Below are 20,126 nucleotides of genomic sequence, written 5' to 3'. Positions count from 1 at the left end.
CGTCAACCGGATGATTGGTGCGCTTGGCCGAGCCGCCGCAGGACGGCAAGTCCGGCGAGCGTCACCACCGCGAGGTGCCCAAAAGCCAGTCCCCAGCCGAGCACGCCGTCGCCGCCCGCGAGGTCGAGGAAGAACCCCACCCCGAGCGGCCCCAGGAACCCGCCCGCGTAGCCTGCCATCGAGTGCAGGCCCATGGTGGCGCCCCGGAGGTGCTTGTCGGCCGCCTGCACCGTCCCGGCGGTCAGCGACGCGCTGTCGAGATAGATGGCGACGTTCCAGAGCACGACAACGGTGGTGGCCAACACGACGGAGACGCCCGTCGTCCACCCCGTGGCCACAGACAGCGCGGCCGCAGCCGTCATCGCCCATAGCACCACCCGCGAGCGGCCGTACTTCTGCGCGACCTCGTTCCCAGTGACGGAGACCGCGACGCCCGCAAGGCCCGCTACGGTGAAGAGAACGGCGGGCGACGGCATCCACCCGGGCGCGCCGAGCCGGGCCGCCGTCGCGGCCAGAAACGCCACGGCCCAGCCGCGCAGGGCGGCCATCTCCCAGGTGTGGACCGTGTAGCCGACTATCCACGCCATCGCCCGGCGGTTCCGGAAGACGGGCCGGAAGCCGAGGAGCGCCCCACGCGGGGCCGCATCCGGACGCTGCGGCAGGTCACGGGGCATCACGGCCGCGGCTATGGCGAAAGCGATCGCCGCGGCGACGCCGCCGAATGCGAAGGCGGCGCTCGGCCCGCCCAGGGCGTCGAACAGGCTGGCGGCGGCGAAGGAGACGGCGCCTGCGATGCCGACCCCGGCGGCGTGCCAAGAGACGGCCCGCGACTGCGCCGCGCCCTCCAGCGGGTCGGCGAGTGCTTTGAGGCCAACCATGTAGGCGCCCGCCCAGCCGACACCTGCCAGCGCCCGCATCAGCAGCCCGGACCAGAACCCCTCCGCCAGGAAGGCGAAGCCGAGGTGCGAGAGCGCCGTCAGGCCGGTGCCGACGAGGTAGACGCGGCGCACCGGGACACGGTCGGTCAGGGAGAGCAACACCGGGACAGCGGGGACGTAGGCGGCGAAGAAGATGCCGACGAGCCACCCGGCCTCGGTCTTCGACAGGCTCCATCGCTCGATGTAGCCGGGCAGCAGGGCCGGGAGAGTGAAGGCGCCGATCTGGGTCAACACCTGCGCCACGACGATTGCCGCGACGAAGGCGGGGCTGCCCGCGGCGGGCGCCGTCCAAGCGGAGGCTGTTCCAGGTCGGCCCATCCGCATGGCGTCAGCCGCCCTCGGCGGGATCCGTCCGGTCGCCCTCGCCGAGCTGGCGCTGGAGCAGCACGGTGTCGAGCCAGCGGCCGTGCTTGCGGCCGACCGCGCTCAGCGTGCCGATGAGGCGGAAGCCGAAGGCCTCGTGCAGGCGGACCGACGCGACGTTGGCGCTGTCCCCCACCACCGCGACCATCTGCCGCAGCCCGAGCGCCTCGCAGCGGGCGATCAGCTCGGCGAGCAGCAGGCGGCCGATGCCGCGGCCGATGATGTCGTGCCGCACGTAGACGGAGTTCTCGACCGTGTTCCGGTAGGCGGCGCGCGGTCGGTAGGCGCTGGCGTAAGCGTAGCCGAGGACCGTGCCGTCGCCGTCCTCCGCGACCAGGTAGGGCAGCCCGCGGGCGAGGATGTCGGCCCGGCGGCGCCGCATCTCCTCCTCCCCGGGCGCCTCGGTCTCGAAGCTGGCCGTGCCGTGCAGGACGTGGTGCCCGTAGATGGCGGCGATGGCGCCGACGTCGGCCTCCGTCGATGGCCTGACGCGGAGGGTCGGGAGCGGCCTGCTGGCCGGGGAGAGGTCGTGGGTGTCCATGCCCCGGAGCCTGCGGCACCCGTCCGTTTCGCAAAAGAGCAAATATACAGGCGCCGCGCCCTCATGGTCTGGGACCGTCAGGCCGCCCTGCGCGCCCCGCGGTCGTACCAGCCTCGCGTGCGCATGACGATGTGGACCACCGACAGCATCACGGGCACCTCGACGAGCACGCCGACCACGGTGGCGAGGGCCGCGCCGCTCTCGAACCCGAACAGGCTGATGGCGGCGGCGACGGCGAGCTCGAAGAAGTTGCTGGCGCCGATCAGGGCGGACGGCCCGGCGACGCTGTGGGCCGAGCCGCACTGGCGGTTCAGCAGGTAGGCGATGCCCGCGTTCAGGTAGACCTGGATGACGATGGGCACCGCGAGCAGGAGGATGACCAGCGGCTGCGCCAGGATCTGCTGGCCCTGGAACCCAAACAACAGGACCAACGTGGCCAGCAGCGCGACCAGCGACACTGGGTGAAGCGCCTTCAGCGTGCGCTGCAGGGCCGCGTCGCCGCCCGAGGCGAGCAGGGACTGCCGCCAGAGCTGCGCCGCGACAACCGGGACGACGATGTAGAGGACCACCGAAAGCAGCAGCGTGTTCCAGGGCACCGTGATGGCCGACAGGCCGAGCAGGAGGCCGACGACCGGCGCGAAGGCGACCACCATGATGGCGTCGTTCAACGCCACCTGTGACAGGGTGAAGTTTGGCTCACCGTCGGTCAGGCGCGACCAGACGAACACCATGGCCGTGCAAGGGGCGGCGGCGAGCAGGATGAGCCCGGCGATGTAGCTGTCGATCTGGTTTTCGGGCAGCCAGGGCCGGAACAGCCAGCCGATGAAGAGCCAGCCCAGCAGGGCCATGGAGAAGGGCTTCACCAGCCAGTTCACCCCGAGGGTGACGGCGATGCCACGCCAGTGCCGCGCGACCTGCTTCATCGCGGTGAAGTCCACTCGCAGCAGCATTGGCACGATCATCAGCCAGATGAGTGCCGCAACGGGCAGGTTGACCTGTGCCACCTCCAGCCCGCCGAGGGCGTGGAAAACGCCGGGCATGACGGCGCCGAACGCGAGGCCCGCGACGATGCAGAGCGCGACCCAGAGGGTAAGATAGCGCTCGAATGTGCCCATCGCCTCCCGACGGCGCTGGATGGCGGCCTCGCCCCGGGCGACCACGCTCATGCCGCCTCTCCCTTCGAGACGCGTCTTCCGGACGCGTCCACGACCTGCTCGCCGTCCTCCTTGGCAAAGGCGCCGCGCTGCGCGTTCGGCAGAATGTCGAGCACCGCCTCGGAGGGCCTGCAGAGCTTCACGCCGAGCGGGGTCACCACAATGGGCCGGTTGATGAGAATGGGGTGCGCCATCATGGCGTCGAGCAACTGGTCCTCGGTCAGGGACGGGTCGCCGAGGCCGAGCTCTTCGTAGGGGGTTTCCTTTTGGCGGAGGACGTCGCGCACCGGGGCGCCCATGCGGCGGATGAGGTCGGCCAGGATCTCCCGAGAGGGCGGCGTCTTCAGGTACTCGATAACCTCGGGCTCCACACCGCTGTTGCGGATGAGCGCCAGCGTGTTGCGGGACGTCCCGCAGGCCGGGTTGTGGTAGACGGTGACGGTCACGATGCCTTCCCCTCGGTGTTGCGCGTCCCAAGGCGGCCGATCTCCTCGACCTTCCTAGTCAAGGCCAGGTGGTCCAAGGAAGCGATGGGCAGGCTAAGGAACAGCTTGATGCGGGTCTCGAGTGCTCGGAACGCCTCGCGGAAGGCGAGCATGCGCTCTGCTTCCGAGCCGTCGACGGCCGCAGGATCCGGGATGCCCCAATGGGCGGTGACGGGTTGGCCAGGCCAGACCGGGCAGACCTCACCCGCAGCCTGGTTGCAGACGGTGAAGACAAAGTCCATCACCGGCGCATCCGGCCTGGCGAACTCGTCCCAGCTTTTCGACCGAAGCCCCTCTGTGCGCATGCCCGCCTCGGAGAGCAGCCTTCACCTCGGGTCGTACCTGCCCCTCGGGGAAGGAGCCCGCGCTGTAGCTGTGAAAGCGTCTGCGGCCCCAATGATCCAGCAGACCCTCGGCCAGGATCGAGCGGGCGCTGTTCCCGGTGCAGAGGAATAGCGCGTTGTAGGTCTTGTCGGTCATGGCGATGCCCTCAGGCCGCGGAGGTCTGGCTATGCGCTGAGGGAAAGCTCTGCCGGGGCGCAGGCCGGAGCACAGGAGGCTTGGCCTCCACAGCAGTTCTCGGTCAGGAAGGCCATCAGCCCGTTCATAGCCACTGCGACCATGGCGTAGATGATCTGGCGGCTGGCCCGGCGCTGGCTGACGAGGCCGGCATGCAGCAGCTGCTGGAGGTGGAAGGTCAGGCTGGACGGGGGCAGGCCGAGCTGCCCCGCAATGGCGCCTGCAGACAATCCGTCTGGGCCGGCCTCGACCAGCAGACGGTATGCCGCGAGCCGATGCTCATGCGCCAAAGCGGCGAAGGCGGCGACAGCCGATGTGGCGTCCATGGGTGGATCCCATCCTTCGATAAAAATCGAACTATAGGTATCCTGGCCACATCTCAAACGACAATTCAAGGATTGTCGAAGCGTCAGATTCGGTGGGAGCGGGCCGTTTGGGCTCGTCATCGACCGCCCGGCGCTCGGGCAAGCCGTAAGCCCTCAGGGTCGGCTTTCCGCCCGATTAGGTCGCAGCCGACACGCCCACCGGCCTTTAGCCGCAGCCCAGTCGGCACGTCGGCCGAATCAGGTTGCCGCGGCTCGGCGGTAAGCATTGCCCACCATGAATGCGACGCCCTCCGGACCGACCTGGGTTGCGTGAACGCAACCCGCGGGAATTTCGCAATGCTCGCCCGCCTTGAAGGTCATAGCGGTGTTGTCGCGGCAGACCGTGATCTCCCCGCCCAGCACCATGATGCGGGCGTCGAAGTCATGGGCGTGAAGCTCCTCGCCTGAACCCGCTTTCAGCCCGCCATGCACCACCTCGAAGCCCTCGCGCCGCAGGTCGCTCTCAAAGGCGGCGGCGGTCAGGACCCCATGGCGCCGGCGACCCGCGAGCAAAGCGACGCCCTCCGACCCGACATGCTCGGCGTGCATGGAGCCTGCCGGGACCTCAAAGCACTCGCCAGCGCGGAAGGCGGTCGCCGCGTTGTCACGGGTGATCGTGATCTCGCCGCCGAGCACCAGGACCCGGGTGTCAAAGTCATGGCAGTGATTGGGGGTGATCAGGTTCGGCGCTTGGCTGGTGTTGACGGGACGGAACCCGTCCTGGCGGAGCGCCGTCTCGAACTCGATCCTGTCCATGGCCTTGTCTCCTCGCCTTGCCGGCAGGGTCCGTCGTGCACTATAAAGGACAATATGTCAACTTTAGAGGACGACATCCTCGGCCGCACCGGCCAGGCCGTGAAGCACCACCGCGAGGCGGCAAGGCTCAGCCTGCGCGACCTGGCGGCGCGCAGCGACATCTCGGCGTCCATGATCTCGGACATCGAGCGGGGAGCGAAATCGCCGACCGTCGTGACGGTGGTCCGGCTGGCGCGCGCGCTTGGTGTCGGCGTCGCCGCGCTGGTCGAAGGCGGTGACGGCGCCGCTTCCCGCATCGGCGTGCTGCGCCAGGGCGCGACGGCGCACGGCGCGCGTCCTGCGCCCTGGGACCGGCTGGGCCCAGCGCTGCCGGACAGCCGGATCGAGCTAATGCGCTTCCGAATTCCGCCCGCGACGAGCCTTGGCGTTTCGCCCGGCCATGCGGCCGGCACGATCGAGCATGTCCATGTCGCCGAAGGCCGCTTGTGCGTCACCGTGGGCGAGGAAACGGCGGAGCTGTCGGCTGGCGACAGCTGCAGCTGCCGAACCGATGTCGCGCACGCTATAGAGAACCCCGACCCGGACGCGGAGGCGCTGATATATTTGGTCACCGAACGCGGTTAACGGCGGGGTCGCCTCGCCGGGCTGAATCCCGGCGGCGGCTCGGCGAAGCGACCGCGTTCCGATGCCTTCTGCTCATCGCGAAGCAAGCGGGAGATGTCTGGCACACCAGGGAGCGATATCGCGCCGAGCGGCTGAAGCTCGGAATTGCTTCTCGCAAGCTGCCCAGGACGTTATCGAGCAGCAGGAGGGTCCTCTGGCGGAACTCGGCCACGATCGCTTCCTCGGCCTCAGCGTTCTCCCGCTTACGAGAGAACACGCCACCAGACCCGGGACTACGCACTCCGGCAGGCAACCTTGCGTCATGGTGTCGCAATGAGATGGCCCGAGCAGCCGATCGGGAATGACCGGTATCCGCCCTCCCTCGTCGTAGCTCCGTGAGGACGGGCGCTGCCGCAGGGTGCGACCCGATGCGGAAAGAGGGATTGGGGAGGCCCGCGGGAACGCGCTAACGTGCGGGGCCCGCGCGCCTTCGCCGCCAGGATGCGCGGCGCGCCGTTTTGGGCTATCATTCACGGGCCCAGCAGCGGCGACTCGATTCGCTGCGGGACCCCAGAGCTTCCGGAGCGCGTGCGACACAACCCGCGAATGAACCCGAGCGCAGCCTGCCAACCCGGCTTCGAGCACAGCGGCAAGGAGGTGGCGCGCGCCGGCGACGTCATCGCCAGCGGGCTTGCCTGGTCGCCGGACACCGAGGACCGCATCCGGCGGGCGTTCCAGGTCGCGCACGGCTGGCGCGAGTTTCACAGTTTTCCGATGCGGAGCGTACGCTACTCGGTCGTCCACCACATGAAGGCGGCAGGGGTGCACGGCATCACCGCCGCCCGCCTCAAGCGAATGCAGGCCATCCGCGGCAAGCTCCTGCGGGCGCCCCGCAAGCTCAACCAGCTTCAAGACCTCGCCGGCTGCCGCGCCATCCTCGACGACATCAGGGATGTGCGCGAGCTCGTCGCCGCTCTGCGCACCGACCTTCGGCATGAGCTTCATTGGGAGGATGACTACATCGCTGGGCCGAAGACGGACGGGTACCGGAGCCACCACCTGATCGTCGCGTTCCGCGCCAAGAATGGCGCCGAACGCAGGTATGACGGGCGGCGTGTCGAGGTGCAAATCAGGACGCGCCTCCAGCACGCCTGGGCGACCGCCGTCGAAGCCGTGGGCCTGTTCCGCGGGGAGGGGCTCAAGAACCGCGAGGGGAGCGCGGAGTGGCTCCGCCTTTTCGCGTTCGTCTCGGCGGAGTTCGCGGAGGCCGAGGGTTGTCCCCCGACGCCGGGCATCCCCGGCAAGGCCGAGCGGATAGCGGAGATTCGCCGCCTGGCGGCCGAGCTCGACGCGCCGAGGCACCTCGAACAAATCCGCCACGGGGTGCGCGGGACGGACCTGGCCCTCGACCCGAACTACAAGCCGACGCACTTCCTTATCCGCTATGACCACGCGACGGCCACGGTGCGCGTCGAGCCGCACAGCGCGCCCCGCATGGCAACGGCGTCCTACGAGAGCGCGGAGGTCCGCGGCGACCAGCTCGGGGCCGGCGAGCGGCAGACGGTGGTGTTAGTCGAGGTGGACAAGATCCAAAGCCTGAAGGCGGCGTACCCGAATTACTTCGGCGACGTGGAGGAGTTCGGGCGCCAGCTGGCGCAGATTACCGAGGACGGGGCCGCCACCGAGTACGCTGTCCCGGCGCGGCAGCCGCCGAAGCACAAGTTAGCCCCCTATGGCGATCTGTCCTGGCTTAGAGGCAGCAGGCTGGACCGTTCCTTCCGCCGCTGACCGCCTCTGCTCCCTGTGAACCATGGCCAGCGGCGCAACGGGAAGGTCCGACCCGGAGCAGACCTTCCCGCTTCCCGAGCCACGCCCCGGCATCCAATGGGCAGGTGCCGGCCCCATGTCCCGGTGCGCCCGTGGTGGTCAAGGACCGCGCTCTAGCCCTGAAGGTTCGGTAAGGTCCGGTGATGGCAACACTCAAGATCAGCATTCTGCTCGCGTCCGGGGCGCGGATCGGCCCCGGCAAGGCGGCGTTGCTGGAGAGTATCCGCGACACCGGCTCGATTGCTGCCGCCGCCCGCGACATGGGGATGGACTACAAGCGAGCCTGGTCGCTGCTCGACAGCATAAACCAAGCCTTCGATTCGCCGGTCGTTAGCGCGGCGCAGGGCGGAGCGCGTGGTGGTGGCGCCCGCCTCACGGCCTTCGGGGCCGAACTCATCGGCCACTACCGGCGGATCGAGCGGGAGGCGCTGGCGCTGGCTCACGACGACCTGGTGGCCATCGCTGCCCGCGCGCTGCCCGAGACCGGTCCAAAAGTCTGACGGCAGTCTCCTCTCTCGCCGTGTCGCCGGGAAGAGCGCTATGGTCGTTTGACCATATCGAGATGCACGGCATGACCCAGGCAGATGAGACGCAGGTGAAGGTACGGTCGCTGCCGGCAACCTTCGGCAGCAGTGCCGTCATCGGCACGCTCGGCGGTCTCATTGGCCTCGGCGGGGCCGAATTCCGCCTGCCGCTGCTGATCGGGATCTTCCGCTTTGCGGCGCTCGAGGCGGTCATCCTCAACAAGGCGATGAGCCTGGTTGTGGTCGCGTCGGCGCTGCCATTCCGCATGAGCTGGGTGCCATTCGAGGCCGTGGCGGCGGAGTGGCCCGTCATCCTCAACCTGCTGGCCGGGAGCCTGCTCGGGGCCTGGATCGGGGCGGGCTGGGCGACGCGTCTCCGCTCGCAGACGCTCTACCGGATCCTGGCTGTGCTGCTGGCCTTGATCGCGGCCGTGCTGCTGTTCGGCCACGATGCAACGGCCGGCGAGGCCATGCTCACAGGCGTCGCGCAGATCCTGGCCGGCGTGGTTGCCGGCTTCGGGATCGGCATGGTGGCGTCGCTGATGGGCGTCGCGGGTGGTGAATTGCTCATTCCAACCCTGATCCTGCTGTTCGGCGCCGATCCGAGGCTGGCGGGCAGCCTCTCGCTTGCGGTGAGCCTGCCCACCATGGTCGTTGGCTTCACCCGCTACAGCCGCGACAGCAGCTTCGCCGTGCTCGGGCGGCACGCCCGCTTCGTCGTTGCGATGGCGATGGGCTCTCTCATCGGCAGCTTCATCGGTGGTCAGTTACTCGGTCTCGTGCCGACAGGCCTGCTGCTGCCGCTGTTGGCCGCCATTCTGCTGATCTCCGCGGTGAAGGTCTGGCGGCACTGACCCCGTCGGCCATCGATGTCGAAACGCTACCAAACGCCTCGACTGCGGGGCGGTCTGCTCCGCACACTTGTCGCCTCGCATAGGCCTGTTTCGCTGGTGTCAGCACGGGCGGCCTGGAGCGGGGCCTTCGGGGAGGGGCAACCGCATCGAGGGACCGCTTCCCGCCCCTCTTTGGCATTTCGTTTTCATTCTAAAGCGGATTCTAGCCGCTCGCCCATGGTCCCAATAAGTTCTTCGCGGTCAAACCCCGAACGGGCGGCACGCGCTTTCGCGGCGCGACGCCTCCGACTTCCACAGCTTTCGGCACGGCCGGGGACGGCGTAAACTTCGAGCATCCAAACAGTCGTACGAATGTCCCGACGCCGACGCCAACGCCTGCCACGCCAGGCCGCAACATTAAACCAATCCACGCTTGGACTCGACCTTGTTGCGACTGCGGCCGCCCCAGCGCGGCGTGCCCTGAGGGCACACCGACCGGCGGACGAACGGCAAGCGTCGCTGGGCCTTTGCTTTGATGCAACAAGCGACGTCTCGCGCAGCCCGCCACCAGGATCCCTGGCGGCCATGCGTCCCGAAGTGGCGGCACGCTGGCATCCGACGAGGAACGGCGGTCTGCGCCCCAAGGATGTGACTCCAGGCTCACAGGAGCGCGCGTGGTGGACGTGCTCCAAGGACTCGCGCCACGTTTGGGACGCGATCATAGGGGCGAGGACACTGAGCACGACGGAGGACGGCTGCCCTTTTTGCAAGGGGCTACGGGTTCTCTCGGATGAGAGTTTCGCCGCCGCCGATCCGGACTTAGCCGCGCAGTGGCACCCAGAGCGGAACGGCGACCTTCGCGCCGATGGCGTGTCACCTCACTCGAACCGGAAAGCCTGGTGGGTCTGCCCATCGAATCCTCGGCACGTCTGGGACGCCATTGTGGCCAATCGCCGCAAAAGCCGCGGCTGCCCCTTCTGCAGGGGGCTGCGCGTGGTGCCGGAGGAAAGCCTCGCCGCTCTGCGGCCGGACGCGGCTGCCGAGTGGCACCCGGAGAGGAACGGCGACCTGCGCCCTGAGGACGTGACAGTCCAATCAAACAAAGAGGTCTGGTGGCGCTGCGCCGCGAACCCTAGCCACGAGTGGCCAGCGGCCGTGTACGACCGGACAAGAAGCGCCCGGAACGGGTGCCCCTTCTGCAACGGCAAGAGAACCGCCGCCGGGGAAAGCATTGCGGATCTGCGGCCCGACGTTGCGGTGCGGTGGCATCCAACCAAGAACGGGAGGCTGCGGCCCGAGGACCTCAGGCCGCGTTCCCAGAAGCAAGTCTGGTGGCGCTGCGCCGTGAACCCCGGCCACGAGTGGCCTGCGTCGGTGGCCAACATGACGGCGACCACTGGCACCGGCTGCCCCTTCTGCTCCGGCAAGCGAGTGACCCCCAAGACGAACCTCGAAGCTCTGGAGCCGGACATTGCGGCTCAGTGGCACCCGACGAGGAACGGGGACCTTCGTCCGAGCCAAATCTCGAGGGGCTCGAAGAAGAAGGTGTGGTGGCTCTGCCCAGTGAACCCCGAGCATGAGTGGCCAGCAGTCGTCTCAGCCCGCACCGGCAAAAACCGAACCGGGTGCCCCCATTGCTTCTACCAGTCGTCACGGAACGAGCTGCGCGTCCTGTCCGAGATGTCGTGCCTCTTGCCCGGCGTGCGCCACAGGGAGGCGGTGCATGGTGACGAGGCTGATGTCCTCGTGGCGGATCTGCGGATTGCCTTCGAGTACGACGGTCAGTTTTTCCATGGTGGACCCAAGGGCGCGTCCCGCGACGCCGAGAAGCAGAGACGCCTCACCTCGAACGGTTACCTGCTCTTCCGGATGCGCGAGCGGCCTCTACCTCTCCTGTCCGAGCGGGACGTCCACGTGTCGGGCAGGCTTCTGATCTTCCAAGAGATGGCGGCCTTCGTCACCAAGCTGCTGGCGCACGCCGAGCTTTCTGCTGGCGCAAGGCGGACGTTGGAGGACTACGCCGCTGGCGGCGCCTTCGTGGCCGAGGCACGCTACCTCGAGCTGCTGAAGAACCTCCGCAAGCCGCGGGAGGGCGGGAGCCTCGCCGAGAGGCGTCCCGACGTTGCGGCGGAGTGGCATCCGACCAGGAACGGCGGCATCACGCCCGAGGACGTCGCCTACGCCTCGAACGCCCCCGCTTGGTGGATTTGCCGCGCCGATCCCACCCACGAGTGGGACGCGCCGCCTGCCGCTAGAACGACCGGAACCATGTCGGGCTGCCCGCACTGCGCCCGCGCGGGGTGGAACCGCGCGCTACGGGACCACCGAGCGGAGCAGCGGAGTGCATGGGAGGACATGGTCAGGGAGTGCATCCTGCCTGTCTTCGTCCGGATGTGCGGCAACAGGGCGAGTCAAAGGGAGATTGCCGACGAGCTGAACCGCCTGGGCCTGCCGACGCTACGTGGCAAGCCGTGGACGCTAGCGAGGGTCCAGGCGGTGTGGCCGGAGATCGAGGCGTTGCACGGCGACAAGCTGCCGCTCAGTACGCAGATGGTGGCGTTCGGCCATGAGTTCCGCTCCGTCGCACAGGTAGCGGAGCGGTTCGGCATCGCGCAGCAGTCTCTGCGGCACCAACTGGACCTGCGCGACGACGATCTGGAGGCGGCTATCCTCCATTTCAGAACAGAGGCCGAGGCATGGCTTGCCTCGGGAACCCGGCCGCCTCCAAGGGAGAAGCGCAGGCGCGTACCCTTGCCAAGCGCGTGAGCGGAGCGGACCATCCGCGGCGGAAGGGTCAGCGAGGAAGCCGTGCCCCTGCGCTTCTACGCTAGGTGTGGAGGTCGACCTCGGCCGCACTTCAGCTCTCAACCCTCAAGGGGGGCAGACATCACGCACGCTAGGCGCCGTCGCCGAACACACGCCATGCTCACAGCGCCGACTAGCGGCACTTCGAGGCTCGGTGCTAAGGTGCTAAGATGCCGGGCTCGCCTCCTTGCCGGCAGCGGCGGAGACGGTTGCGGCTACATCGCGGAAATTGCCCCTAACTTCTGCCACGACCTGTGCGGCGGGTTACAGCGACCGCGATGCGACGGAAGATTCCCGAGGTGGCCGTTATCCATATCCCGACCCGTTCTCTCTGTACTGAAAGGTGAGCTAGTGGCTCTCCGAGCAGGCATGCTGCTCTCTATTGGCGAGCAGGGGGCGCCATCATCGTCGTCCACAGTAACGGTTCACGGATCCAGGGCTAGGACATGCAGACCTCGACAGCTTTATCGGCACCTGGAGGAGCAGCTGCGAACTCGCCCAGCCCGATAGCCGCCTTACTGAACAAGTGGCGGGACGATCCTGGCGGCACGTACCGGACCTGGTTTCTTTGGGAGGAGCGGGTCAAGAATTTCCGCTCTATTCGCCGCGGCATCCAGCAGGTGGTGGCCGAGATCAAGGCCGGGACCTTTGGTGTCGCCTATCGCGGCTCGTCGCTGGAGACGGTGGTTCACTCCATCGCCGAGCAGCGGCAGATCTTCAAAGGGGCGGACCACGCCTTCCTGTGGAAGCCCAAGCTGCGCATACCGGACATCTATGAGAACCCGGACAACCAGCTCGCCTTCGGCCGCCTGCTCGACACCTGCGTCTGCTGCACCGTCGAGCAGCAGGTCGTCGCGGCTATCCGCGAGATCGACGCCAAGGGTATAAAGGGCCTCGGCCCGGCGGTCGCAAACCTGCTTTACTTCCTGCACCCCACGATCGTACCGCCGTTCAACACGGCTATCGTAAACGGCTACAACGCGCTGACCGGCGCCAAGGTGAAGCTCGGCCGCTGGGACGAGTACCTGGCGATGCGGCAGGGCATCCTCGCGCTGAACGCCGCTCACCGCGGCCTGCTCTCAAACGACCTTGGCGCCGTCGGCGGCCTGCTGTTCGACGTCGGCAGTGGTCGCTACCCGACACCGCCGCGTGAGGACGACGCGGGCGCTCGGGCCGCCTGGGAGGCGGACCTCGCTCGCGTGCGCGACGAGGGTGCGAAGGTCGCCAGGGTGCTCGCTGAGGCTAGGGAGTCTGACCACACCCACACCGAGGTGCAGGGCTGGTTACGCGATCTCGGCCTGTCCTTGGGGTACGACGTTTGGATCGCCGCGAACGACCGCAGTCGCCCGCTCGGCGGCGGCAAGCTCGGGGACGGTTGCCTCAGCGCCCTGCCAGGGTTCGACGCTGGGCCCGGAGCAGATGCCGTTCGGCTGATCGACGTGCTGTGGTTGGACAAAGGGACGCGGCGCATCGTCGCCGCCTACGAGGTAGAGCACACTACCTCCATCTACTCCGGCATCGTCCGGATGCTCGATCTTGCCCTTGGGGCGGAGGCGCACGCGCTCGAGGGCATGTTCCTGGTCGCGCCGGACGGCCGCGAAGGCGAGGTCCGCGAGCAACTGGCACGGCCCGCCTTCTCGCGGGTGGCCGACCTGAAGGTGCGATATCTGCCCTATGGCGAGCTCAAGGCGCACCGGGAAACCATCGCCAAGTTTGGTCACGGCATGAAGCCCATTCAAGCGATCTCGCGGGCGCTGGTCTGAGGGGCGCCGCAGCGCAGACCCAAATCGAGGACGGTGCGGCCTCGCCCGGCCGCGCCGGAACCGGCTTACGGGTACGGGCCGGACCGGCCGCGCTGGGCGCCCATCGTATGGTCCATGTGCTGACAGTAGGTCGCCATCCGCTGCATGTCCGGCGACATCTGCGCGCCCTGACGCATTTGCTGTCGCATCTCGGTGCAGTGGGCCATCATCGCTTGGTGATCACCCGGGGGAGGGGCGGTCGTGGCACCGCTGGCCGCGGCGGGGGCCACGGCCGCCGGTGGCGTGACCTGTTGCTGCGGTGCGCAGGCAGCCAAGCCCGCCGCCAGCAGCACCAGGCCCACCCCGGTGCTCTTCCGAAGTCTCGTCATGCGGTTCTCCTCTCTCCGATGCAGTTGCTTTTCTGCAACCGCGGTGTGGTGGCGCAACGGCGCCACCTCCAGCATCCGGCCCCACCCGGGCGCACTCGATCCTGTCGCCCCTGCGCCGTTTCGCCTTTGAGCCAAATCAAGGTTCGGCCGTACGGCGCCTCTTCGATCGCCACGCGCGTTCGCCTACGCGGTCACGCGTGCCCGCCGCGCCTCTTCCACCGTTGGCGGCTTCGGGCAGGCGCAGTGCATGAAGCTCTCCGCGGGGCAGGTGACACAGGCCGCGAGCAGCAGCGTGGCCAGCGCCCGCCGCGCCCGGTGGTGTCTCACGTGCAGTGCGTTCGGTAGGACGTCGAGCTCCGCGGCCACGCCCTCCCGCGACTCGCCGTGGAGGTCGAGGCGCCGGATCAGGGCCGCCTGGTCGGGCCGCATCGCGCCCAAGAGCGGCTCAATGCAGTCGCACACCCAGGCTGCGGCTTCCGGCTCCGGGGCGACTAGCACCTCCGCGAATTCCTGGGGATCTTCCGAGCACTCCCGTCGGCGCGCGAGTTCGCGTCCGTAATCGGCAAGTGTGGATGACAGCACACGTGCCAGCCAGCCGTGGACGCGCTCCGGGTCGCGCAGCTCCCCAGCGCGCTCAAGCGCCCGCAGGGCGAAGCGCTGCAGGACGTCCTCGGCGCCGTGGCGGTCACCGTGCAGATGCCGGATGACCACGCCGCGCAGCTTGGCTTGCTCCTCTGCGATGGAGGCACGGACGGCGGCGTGCGAAGTGGCCGACCCGGCGCAGGGGAGGGGGCCGTCGTGGTCGCGCATGACTACTCCTCGCCGGATGTGCGGTGGCGTGGCCGCGGGATCGCCCTCAGCGCTTAGGTACCCACGGGAATGGGCGCCATCCTTTCCCGGAGCAGCGCGCGCTCAGGCAATCTTTTGTCACAAATTCTCTGGCGACGGCGCCCGTTGCGCCGGGTTGCCTATGCCGTTCCCGCTGTAAGGCGCGCCGAGGTTCCGCGTCCTGATGGTCGAGAGGCGGCCCGGTGCCGCCAGCGGAGGAAGGACCACAGCCATGCCGAGAAAACCGCCAACACTCACCGCGGTCGCGCTCGCGGTCATCGTGCCGCTCCTCCCGTTTGAAGCGGCTGCGGCGGACCGCGACGCCCCCGTCCGGTTCGCCATGATGGACATGATGCCGATGGGTGGGGCCGCGCCGGGTGCCGCGCCGATGCCGGGCATGGCGCCGAGCGGTGCGATGGAGGACGACATGATGCGGATGGGCGGCGGCACGCCCGGGCAGGCCCAACCCCAAATGCCGATGGGCCAGGGGCAGCAGCCGATGACCGGGTGCGACATGATGGCGATGATGCGTGACATAATGCGCCGGGGCTCCGGGCAGCAGGGGATGGCCCCGATGCCCGGAGGGGCGATGCCGGACGGCTCGATGTCTGGAGGGGCGCAGCCGATGGGCAGCTCCGCTGCGCGTCTCGAGGGGCGCATCGCGTTCCTCCGCACGGAGCTCCGCATCACGGAGACGCAGGCGCCCGCCTGGGACGCCTTCGCCAACACGCTCCGCGCCGGGCGCGAGCACCTCGACGCCGCCCGCGCCGCCCTGCAGGACAGCTCCAGGGCTGTTGACCCCATGGCCCGGCTCGCGTCGTTCGAGAGCCACCTGCGGGAGCGCACCGAGGCCATCCACATGACGCGGATGGCGTTCGACACGCTCTACCGCCAGCTCGACGACGCCCAGAAGCGTACGGCTGCCGCCACCATGCTGCCCTTCATCGGAGCCTTCTGAGGACGTGTGGTGGGGCCTCAAGTGCGCTGGTCGGCTCACGGCGTTCGTCGGTGTGGCGCTGATCGGGACCGCGGTGGCGCAGACCGACCCCGGCGACCACGGCGCGCACCACCCGGGGCAGCCCGCCGCGCCCGCGCCTCCGGCGAGCGCAACACCGTCCATGCCCGCTCCGCAGGCGAGCGCGGGATGCGGCGGCATGATGGGCTGCATGGTCGGCCCGGGGCGGCCGTTCTATGCCACCCTCCTCGATATGCCCGCGCTCACGGCCGAGGCGCGCCGCGTCATCGAGGCCGAGGCTGAGCGGCGCACCGGATGGGGCTCCCAGGCCATCGCCTCGGGCCAGGCGCGGCTCCACCACGCGCTGGCCGCGAACGACGCAACGGCCATGCAGCAGGCCGCGGCTGGCCTACGCGAGGGGCTGCTGCAGCTCGAGAGCGGGACGGCGGCGCTGCGCGCCATCGAGGCGGGAACGCCGCCGCGGCAGCTCGCCCTCACCTGGTTCAGGGACCAGCTCAGCCTGCCGTCGCTCGCCGAGTTGGCGCCGACAGCGGTGGACGGAGGCCCCTGGGGCCTGTCCTGGTACCACCTGACCTCGATGGCGTTCCTGGTTGCTTTCCTGGCCGGGACCCTGCTGATCCAACACACGCGCATGCGGCGGGTCAACGCGCTGGTCCAGCGACTCTCCGTGCCCGTAGCCGAGGCCGCCCCGGGCCCGGTGCCAATCTCCGGAGGGCCGCCCAGCCCCGCGCCGCCTGCCACCGGATCCGCCGCCCTTCCAGTGCCCAGGGTGGCGGCCGCTCCAGCCGCCGTGGCCAGCGCCGCGCCGTCGCCCGCCGCGGCCATTGCCGCCGCGAGGCGGCCGTGGTCCGGCGCGCTGCGGGTCGTGGCCATCTTCCGCGAGACGCCCACGGTCAAGACGTTCAGGCTGGTGGAGCCCGGCGGCGGGGACATCCCCTTCACCTTCATGCCGGGCCAGTTCCTGACCGTTTCGGCGGAGCTCGACGGCAAGACGACCAGGCGCTCCTACACCATCGCTTCCTCGCCGACCCGGCGGAGCCACGTCGAGGTCACGGTCAAGCGCGAGGAGCAGGGGCTCATCTCGCGGCACCTACACGACCGCGTCGCGGTCGGCGACGCCGTGCAGGTGTCGGCGCCCTCGGGCGTCTTCACCTTCATGGGCGAGGAGGCCAGCATAGTCCTGATCGCGGGCGGGGTTGGCATCACGCCCATGATGAGCGTCGCCCGCTACCTCACCGACCGCTCCTACCCCTGTGAGGTCTTCTTCCTCTACGGGGCGCGCAGCCCCGACGAGTTCGTCTTCCGCGAGGAACTCGAGTACCTCCAGAAGCGGCACGCGAACCTCCACGTGGCGGCGACGATGTCGCGCGCCGAGGGAACTGCCTGGATGGGCGCCACGGGGCCCATATCCAAGGAGTTCATCGCGCGCTCCGTCCCCGAGATAGCCAGGCGCCGCGTCCACCTGTGCGGGCCGCCGCCGATGATGGAGGCGGTGAAGGCGGCGCTCGCCGAACTCGGGGTGCCGAAAGATCAGGTCAAGACCGAGGCGTTCGGCCCGGCCCGGGGCGTCGCGCCGGGAACCCAAGCGCCCCTGCCGATGCCCGCCCCGGCGCCGCTGCCTGGGCCCGCCCCCACGCCCGCAGCGGAGGCCTTGCCGCGGGTCGCCACGGCCGAGGTGCGGTTCACCAGGTCGGGCAAGACCGGGGCGCTGGCGCCAGACCAGACCGTCCTGGAGGCGGCTGAGGTCATCGGGGTGGAGATCGACTACTCCTGCCGCGTCGGCATCTGCGGCGCCTGCCGGGTGCCGCTCCTCAAGGGCGCGGTGGCGATGGAGGTCGAGGAGGGGCTGCCGCCGGAGGAGAAGGCGCGCGGCGTCATCCTGGCCTGCCAAGCGAAGTCGGTCGGCGACCTCGAGGTGGAGGCCTGACTTGAGCACCAGGGAGCGGCCCGCGGTCAGCCTGCTGGTGGCCATGGTGGCGCTGTTCGCGCCCGGCTTCCTGCTCCACGCCGCGCCGCGCTTCCCGGGCAGTCTGGCCGGAGGAATGCTCGGGATTGCCGGTGCGATGGGCATGCTCCTGCTGCTCGCCTACTCGCTGGCCAAGCGCGTTCCCTGGCTGCGGCGGCGCGCCGCGCTGGGCGCGATGCTCTCCTTCCACGTCTACGCGGGCGCGGTCGGCGCGGCGCTCGGGATCCTCCACACCGGGCACCACTACCGGAGCCCGCTCGGGATCGCGTTGGTCTCCGTCATGCTGGCCGTCGTGCTGAGCGGCTTCGTCGGCCGCTACTACCTTGTGCAGGTCGGGACCGACGTCCGCGACCAGCGGCTGGAGCTCGGGGCGCTCCGGACCCGCTACGACCGGCTCGCCGCGGAGGGTGCCGCTGGCTCGGTCGCCCTGGCAGGGCTACCCGACGTCTCGGTGCGCGCCCTCGTGGCGGCCATCGCCGACCTGGAGCACGCGATCGGCCGACGCGAGGCGCTGAAGCGGGCCCTCTCGCGCTGGACCGTGCTGCACGTGGCGGCGGCGATCGCGCTTTACCCGCTGCTCGCACTGCACGTCTGGAGCGGGGTCTACTACGGCCTCAGGTGGCTCCCATGAAGGCCACGACCCTGCTCTACTCCGCCCTGGCGGTGGTCGGCCTCGCGGTGGCCGTGGCGGTGCCCGTGGCGGTGCACCGCGCCGGGTCGGATGGCGTCCCGCTCTGGGCGGCCGCGGCCAGCCCGGGGCCTCTCTCCGCCGCCCACGAGTTCCTCGGCGCGCGGTGCGAGTCCTGCCACGTGCCGACCCGCGGAGTGGAGGCGGCGTCCTGCCTGACCTGCCACGCCACCGCGGCGCCCGACCTGGTGACGAAGCCCTCGACGGCGTTCCACGCCAGCATCGGCGAATGCGGCGGCTGCCATGTCGAGCATCAGGGCCGCGGCCGTCGGCCCGTCAACATGGATCACACTGTGCTGGTTGGCACCGGCCACGCCCGGGTGGCGGAGGCATCGGCGCGCGACGCGCGGGCAGGGGGGGAGGGCATCGAGCACACCTTGGCTCGCCTGCGTGAGTTGCTCGGCGGCAGCGTCGCGGACCTGGGTGGGTCGACGCCGTGGCCGCGCGACCTTCCCGCGGGGGAGGCGAACCGGCTTGACTGCGTGGGCTGCCACGCCAACCGCGACCCCCACCGAACGCTGTTCGGGCGCGACTGCCAAGGCTGCCATACCACCGCGGCCTGGAGCGTGGGCGGCTTCCGGCACCCGTCGCCGCGCTCGCGGGACTGCGCGCAGTGCCACCAGGCGCCGCCGAGCCATTACATGATGCACTTCGAGATGATGGATCGGACCATCACCGGGCAGGAGCACGCCAGCGTGGATCAGTGCTTCCTCTGCCACCAGACCGACGCCTGGACCAACATCCGCGGCGTCGGCTGGTACAAGCACCACTGAGCGCCGCGCCCGCCCACGAAGGCGACGGGCGCGGCGCCGCTCTGGCTACCGCCGCTGCGTGGGGGATGGCGTGGTGGTCGGCGCGGGGCCGTGCTGCACCTCGGGGCCGCCGCCGGTGTTGCCGGTGATCCTGCCGCCCGAGGGGCCGCCCATGTTGGCGCCGCCCATCCGGCTGTGCTCCATCTCGGCGTTGCCGCTCCCGCCCTGCGGCGTCAGCGTGGGGGCCGGTCCACCTGGACGTTGGGCCTGGCCCTGGCCGCCCATGCGGCTGTGGTCCATCTCGGGACCGGCGCTGCCGCCTTGCGGTGACAAGGTGGGCTGCGCCAGCGCCGCGCCAGCGGCGAGCGTGGCGGCCAGTGCGCCGATGGCGGCGAGCCGTGTGATCGTCAGTGCCATGGTGGCCTTCTCTCCTTCAGTCCGCCGCGTCCGTTCGGCACCGGGTCCGGAACCGCGAACGCTGCGATGAGTGAGACGCGCGAAGGACGGAAGCCTTACGGGGTGTTTTCATCCCGCAACAGCAAGTCTGCGACCAACCATCCGTCGTCCGGAACGCGGCCGGGCGCCAGCGCCCGACCCCGTCAAACGGGCGACCGCGCCATGTCGCGGCAGCTCTCGGCGCAGTCCCGGCAGACCCCTGCGCAGCGCTTCATCTGCTCGTCACCCGTGAACGCCTCGCAGTCCTTGGCGCAGGTTTCGCAAAGCTCGGCGCAGGCGTTGCACACCACCGAGTGCCGCGACGAGCGGCGGAGCAGGGAGTTGGCGGTCAGCTGGCACATCTCCGCGCAGTCCTGGAGAAGCGCCACGTGGCCCGGCGCGATGTGCCCACTGGTCTGCTCGGTGCAGTAGCGCGCCGTCTCGAGGCACATGGCGTGGGACCTGACGCAGACGAGGACGCAGTCCCGCGGCGTCATCGTGCCGTGCCCCGTCCCGGGCATGGCGGGGCCAGGGCTGCCGATGCCTTGGGCTAGGGCGGCCGACGGAAGAGTGCCCACCGCGGCCAGAGCGACGGGCAGGTGGCGGCGCTGCAGCATGTCCTCGTCCTCCTATCGGG

General features: G+C 69.6%; 22 protein-coding genes and 1 pseudogene. 10 read left to right on the top strand and 13 right to left on the bottom strand.

The genetic code is table 11. The features are described from left to right. Positions 1-2: 2 nt before the first annotated feature. The 8 genes from E2C06_RS13180 to E2C06_RS37555 all read right to left on the bottom strand — a co-directional run bounded on the left by E2C06_RS13180 (position 3) and on the right by E2C06_RS37555 (position 5,121). Positions 3-1,262, bottom strand: a complete 1,260-nt coding sequence (locus tag E2C06_RS13180; RefSeq protein WP_133289066.1) for an MFS transporter — start codon at positions 1,260-1,262, stop codon at positions 3-5. A gap of 4 nt (positions 1,263-1,266) precedes the next feature. Further along, complete coding sequence (locus E2C06_RS13175; RefSeq protein WP_133289065.1) at positions 1,267-1,842, bottom strand: GNAT family N-acetyltransferase; 576 nt, start codon at positions 1,840-1,842, stop codon at positions 1,267-1,269. A gap of 77 nt (positions 1,843-1,919) precedes the next feature. After that, positions 1,920-3,008: an ACR3 family arsenite efflux transporter gene (gene arsB, locus E2C06_RS13170; protein ID WP_456305179.1), complete on the bottom strand. Its 1,089-nt coding sequence runs from the start codon at positions 3,006-3,008 to the stop codon at positions 1,920-1,922. Continuing rightward, positions 3,005-3,442 (bottom strand): arsenate reductase (glutaredoxin), encoded by a 438-nt coding sequence (gene arsC, locus E2C06_RS13165; protein ID WP_206664528.1) that lies wholly within the window; start codon positions 3,440-3,442, stop codon positions 3,005-3,007. The genes arsB and arsC overlap by 4 nt, the downstream gene beginning before the upstream one ends. Then, on the bottom strand, positions 3,439-3,723 hold the full coding sequence (locus E2C06_RS41210; RefSeq protein WP_456305178.1) for a hypothetical protein: 285 nt from the start codon (positions 3,721-3,723) through the stop codon (positions 3,439-3,441). Before E2C06_RS41210 ends, arsC begins: the two co-directional genes overlap by 4 nt. Next, positions 3,683-3,961 (bottom strand): arsenate reductase/protein-tyrosine-phosphatase family protein, encoded by a 279-nt coding sequence (locus tag E2C06_RS41205; RefSeq protein WP_456305177.1) that lies wholly within the window; start codon positions 3,959-3,961, stop codon positions 3,683-3,685. Before E2C06_RS41205 ends, E2C06_RS41210 begins: the two co-directional genes overlap by 41 nt. Before the next feature lie 29 nt (positions 3,962-3,990). Further along, positions 3,991-4,326, bottom strand: coding sequence for an ArsR/SmtB family transcription factor (locus E2C06_RS13155; RefSeq protein ID WP_133289063.1), 336 nt, complete (start codon positions 4,324-4,326; stop codon positions 3,991-3,993). Between the two features lie 237 nt (positions 4,327-4,563). Further along, entirely contained in the window at positions 4,564-5,121 is a 558-nt protein-coding gene (locus E2C06_RS37555) for a cupin domain-containing protein (protein WP_165982372.1), read from the bottom strand. 99 nt (positions 5,122-5,220) lie between these two features. Here E2C06_RS37555 and E2C06_RS37550 point away from each other — a divergent pair, with 99 nt between their 5' ends. Continuing rightward, a complete protein-coding gene (locus E2C06_RS37550; protein ID WP_193560455.1) occupies positions 5,221-5,745 on the top strand; it encodes a helix-turn-helix domain-containing protein in 525 nt (174 codons plus the stop codon). A 106-nt stretch (positions 5,746-5,851) separates the two neighbouring features. Here the strand turns inward: E2C06_RS37550 and E2C06_RS13140 are convergent. Further along, positions 5,852-5,971 (bottom strand): annotated as a pseudogene (locus E2C06_RS13140) (IS481 family transposase); the annotation flags it as partial. A gap of 359 nt (positions 5,972-6,330) precedes the next feature. Here E2C06_RS13140 and E2C06_RS13135 point away from each other — a divergent pair. The 5 genes from E2C06_RS13135 (at position 6,331) to E2C06_RS13115 (ending at position 13,476) form a co-directional block, all read left to right on the top strand. After that, on the top strand, positions 6,331-7,512 hold the full coding sequence (locus E2C06_RS13135; RefSeq protein ID WP_165982370.1) for a RelA/SpoT domain-containing protein: 1,182 nt from the start codon (positions 6,331-6,333) through the stop codon (positions 7,510-7,512). Positions 7,513-7,694: 182 nt separating this feature from the next. Next, positions 7,695-8,051, top strand: coding sequence for a winged helix-turn-helix domain-containing protein (locus E2C06_RS13130; protein ID WP_133289059.1), 357 nt, complete (start codon positions 7,695-7,697; stop codon positions 8,049-8,051). Between the two features lie 71 nt (positions 8,052-8,122). After that, positions 8,123-8,929: a sulfite exporter TauE/SafE family protein gene (locus E2C06_RS13125; RefSeq protein WP_133289058.1), complete on the top strand. Its 807-nt coding sequence runs from the start codon at positions 8,123-8,125 to the stop codon at positions 8,927-8,929. A gap of 564 nt (positions 8,930-9,493) precedes the next feature. Next, entirely contained in the window at positions 9,494-11,674 is a 2,181-nt protein-coding gene (locus E2C06_RS13120; RefSeq protein WP_165982369.1) for a zinc-ribbon domain-containing protein, read from the top strand. 485 nt (positions 11,675-12,159) lie between these two features. Next, positions 12,160-13,476, top strand: a complete 1,317-nt coding sequence (locus E2C06_RS13115) for a type II restriction endonuclease (protein WP_241671254.1) — start codon at positions 12,160-12,162, stop codon at positions 13,474-13,476. 65 nt (positions 13,477-13,541) lie between these two features. Here E2C06_RS13115 and E2C06_RS13110 read toward each other — a convergent pair whose 3' ends face one another. Further along, complete coding sequence (locus E2C06_RS13110) at positions 13,542-13,919, bottom strand: hypothetical protein (protein ID WP_133289056.1); 378 nt, start codon at positions 13,917-13,919, stop codon at positions 13,542-13,544. 108 nt (positions 13,920-14,027) lie between these two features. Continuing rightward, a complete protein-coding gene (locus E2C06_RS13105) occupies positions 14,028-14,654 on the bottom strand; it encodes an RNA polymerase sigma factor (protein ID WP_133289055.1) in 627 nt (208 codons plus the stop codon). 250 nt (positions 14,655-14,904) lie between these two features. Here E2C06_RS13105 and E2C06_RS13100 point away from each other — a divergent pair, with 250 nt between their 5' ends. The 4 genes from E2C06_RS13100 (at position 14,905) to E2C06_RS13085 (ending at position 19,075) form a co-directional block, all read left to right on the top strand. Continuing rightward, a complete protein-coding gene (locus E2C06_RS13100; protein ID WP_165982368.1) occupies positions 14,905-15,630 on the top strand; it encodes a Spy/CpxP family protein refolding chaperone in 726 nt (241 codons plus the stop codon). 196 nt (positions 15,631-15,826) lie between these two features. Next, positions 15,827-17,575: an FAD-binding oxidoreductase gene (locus E2C06_RS13095; RefSeq protein WP_206664527.1), complete on the top strand. Its 1,749-nt coding sequence runs from the start codon at positions 15,827-15,829 to the stop codon at positions 17,573-17,575. Position 17,576: 1 nt separating this feature from the next. After that, positions 17,577-18,245 (top strand): iron reductase, encoded by a 669-nt coding sequence (locus E2C06_RS13090; RefSeq protein ID WP_133289052.1) that lies wholly within the window; start codon positions 17,577-17,579, stop codon positions 18,243-18,245. Then, the gene (locus E2C06_RS13085) at positions 18,242-19,075 is read left to right on the top strand and encodes a cytochrome c3 family protein (protein WP_133289051.1); all 834 of its coding nucleotides are present in this window, start codon (positions 18,242-18,244) and stop codon (positions 19,073-19,075) included. Before E2C06_RS13090 ends, E2C06_RS13085 begins: the two co-directional genes overlap by 4 nt. Before the next feature lie 45 nt (positions 19,076-19,120). Here the strand turns inward: E2C06_RS13085 and E2C06_RS13080 are convergent, their stop codons facing one another. Together E2C06_RS13080 and E2C06_RS13075 are read right to left on the bottom strand one after the other, a co-directional pair. Beyond that, a complete protein-coding gene (locus E2C06_RS13080; RefSeq protein WP_133289050.1) occupies positions 19,121-19,471 on the bottom strand; it encodes a hypothetical protein in 351 nt (116 codons plus the stop codon). 182 nt (positions 19,472-19,653) lie between these two features. Beyond that, positions 19,654-20,106, bottom strand: coding sequence for a four-helix bundle copper-binding protein (locus E2C06_RS13075; RefSeq protein WP_133289049.1), 453 nt, complete (start codon positions 20,104-20,106; stop codon positions 19,654-19,656). Positions 20,107-20,126: the final 20 nt, after the last annotated feature.

The organism is Dankookia rubra, assembly GCF_004355005.1.
GTDB lineage: Bacteria > Pseudomonadota > Alphaproteobacteria > Acetobacterales > Acetobacteraceae > Paracraurococcus > Paracraurococcus ruber_A.
The sequence above is the reverse complement of the archived record's forward strand: the minus strand, read 5'-3'. Positions and strand labels throughout refer to the sequence as shown.

Coding starts and splice junctions, on each gene's coding strand:
- E2C06_RS13180 (WP_133289066.1), bottom strand. CDS start 1,262: ATGCGGATGGGCCGACCTGGAACAGCCTCCGCTTGGACGGCGCCCGCC.
- E2C06_RS13175 (WP_133289065.1), bottom strand. CDS start 1,842: ATGGACACCCACGACCTCTCCCCGGCCAGCAGGCCGCTCCCGACCCTC.
- arsB (WP_456305179.1), bottom strand. CDS start 3,008: ATGAGCGTGGTCGCCCGGGGCGAGGCCGCCATCCAGCGCCGTCGGGAG.
- E2C06_RS41210 (WP_456305178.1), bottom strand. CDS start 3,723: ATGGACTTTGTCTTCACCGTCTGCAACCAGGCTGCGGGTGAGGTCTGC.
- E2C06_RS41205 (WP_456305177.1), bottom strand. CDS start 3,961: ATGACCGACAAGACCTACAACGCGCTATTCCTCTGCACCGGGAACAGC.
- E2C06_RS13155 (WP_133289063.1), bottom strand. CDS start 4,326: ATGGACGCCACATCGGCTGTCGCCGCCTTCGCCGCTTTGGCGCATGAG.
- E2C06_RS37555 (WP_165982372.1), bottom strand. CDS start 5,121: ATGGACAGGATCGAGTTCGAGACGGCGCTCCGCCAGGACGGGTTCCGT.
- E2C06_RS13135 (WP_165982370.1), top strand. CDS start 6,331: ATGAACCCGAGCGCAGCCTGCCAACCCGGCTTCGAGCACAGCGGCAAG.
- E2C06_RS13130 (WP_133289059.1), top strand. CDS start 7,695: ATGGCAACACTCAAGATCAGCATTCTGCTCGCGTCCGGGGCGCGGATC.
- E2C06_RS13125 (WP_133289058.1), top strand. CDS start 8,123: ATGACCCAGGCAGATGAGACGCAGGTGAAGGTACGGTCGCTGCCGGCA.
- E2C06_RS13120 (WP_165982369.1), top strand. CDS start 9,494: ATGCGTCCCGAAGTGGCGGCACGCTGGCATCCGACGAGGAACGGCGGT.
- E2C06_RS13115 (WP_241671254.1), top strand. CDS start 12,160: ATGCAGACCTCGACAGCTTTATCGGCACCTGGAGGAGCAGCTGCGAAC.
- E2C06_RS13110 (WP_133289056.1), bottom strand. CDS start 13,919: ATGCTGGAGGTGGCGCCGTTGCGCCACCACACCGCGGTTGCAGAAAAG.
- E2C06_RS13105 (WP_133289055.1), bottom strand. CDS start 14,654: ATGCGCGACCACGACGGCCCCCTCCCCTGCGCCGGGTCGGCCACTTCG.
- E2C06_RS13100 (WP_165982368.1), top strand. CDS start 14,905: ATGCCGAGAAAACCGCCAACACTCACCGCGGTCGCGCTCGCGGTCATC.
- E2C06_RS13095 (WP_206664527.1), top strand. CDS start 15,827: ATGATGGGCTGCATGGTCGGCCCGGGGCGGCCGTTCTATGCCACCCTC.
- E2C06_RS13085 (WP_133289051.1), top strand. CDS start 18,242: ATGAAGGCCACGACCCTGCTCTACTCCGCCCTGGCGGTGGTCGGCCTC.
- E2C06_RS13080 (WP_133289050.1), bottom strand. CDS start 19,471: ATGGCACTGACGATCACACGGCTCGCCGCCATCGGCGCACTGGCCGCC.
- E2C06_RS13075 (WP_133289049.1), bottom strand. CDS start 20,106: ATGCTGCAGCGCCGCCACCTGCCCGTCGCTCTGGCCGCGGTGGGCACT.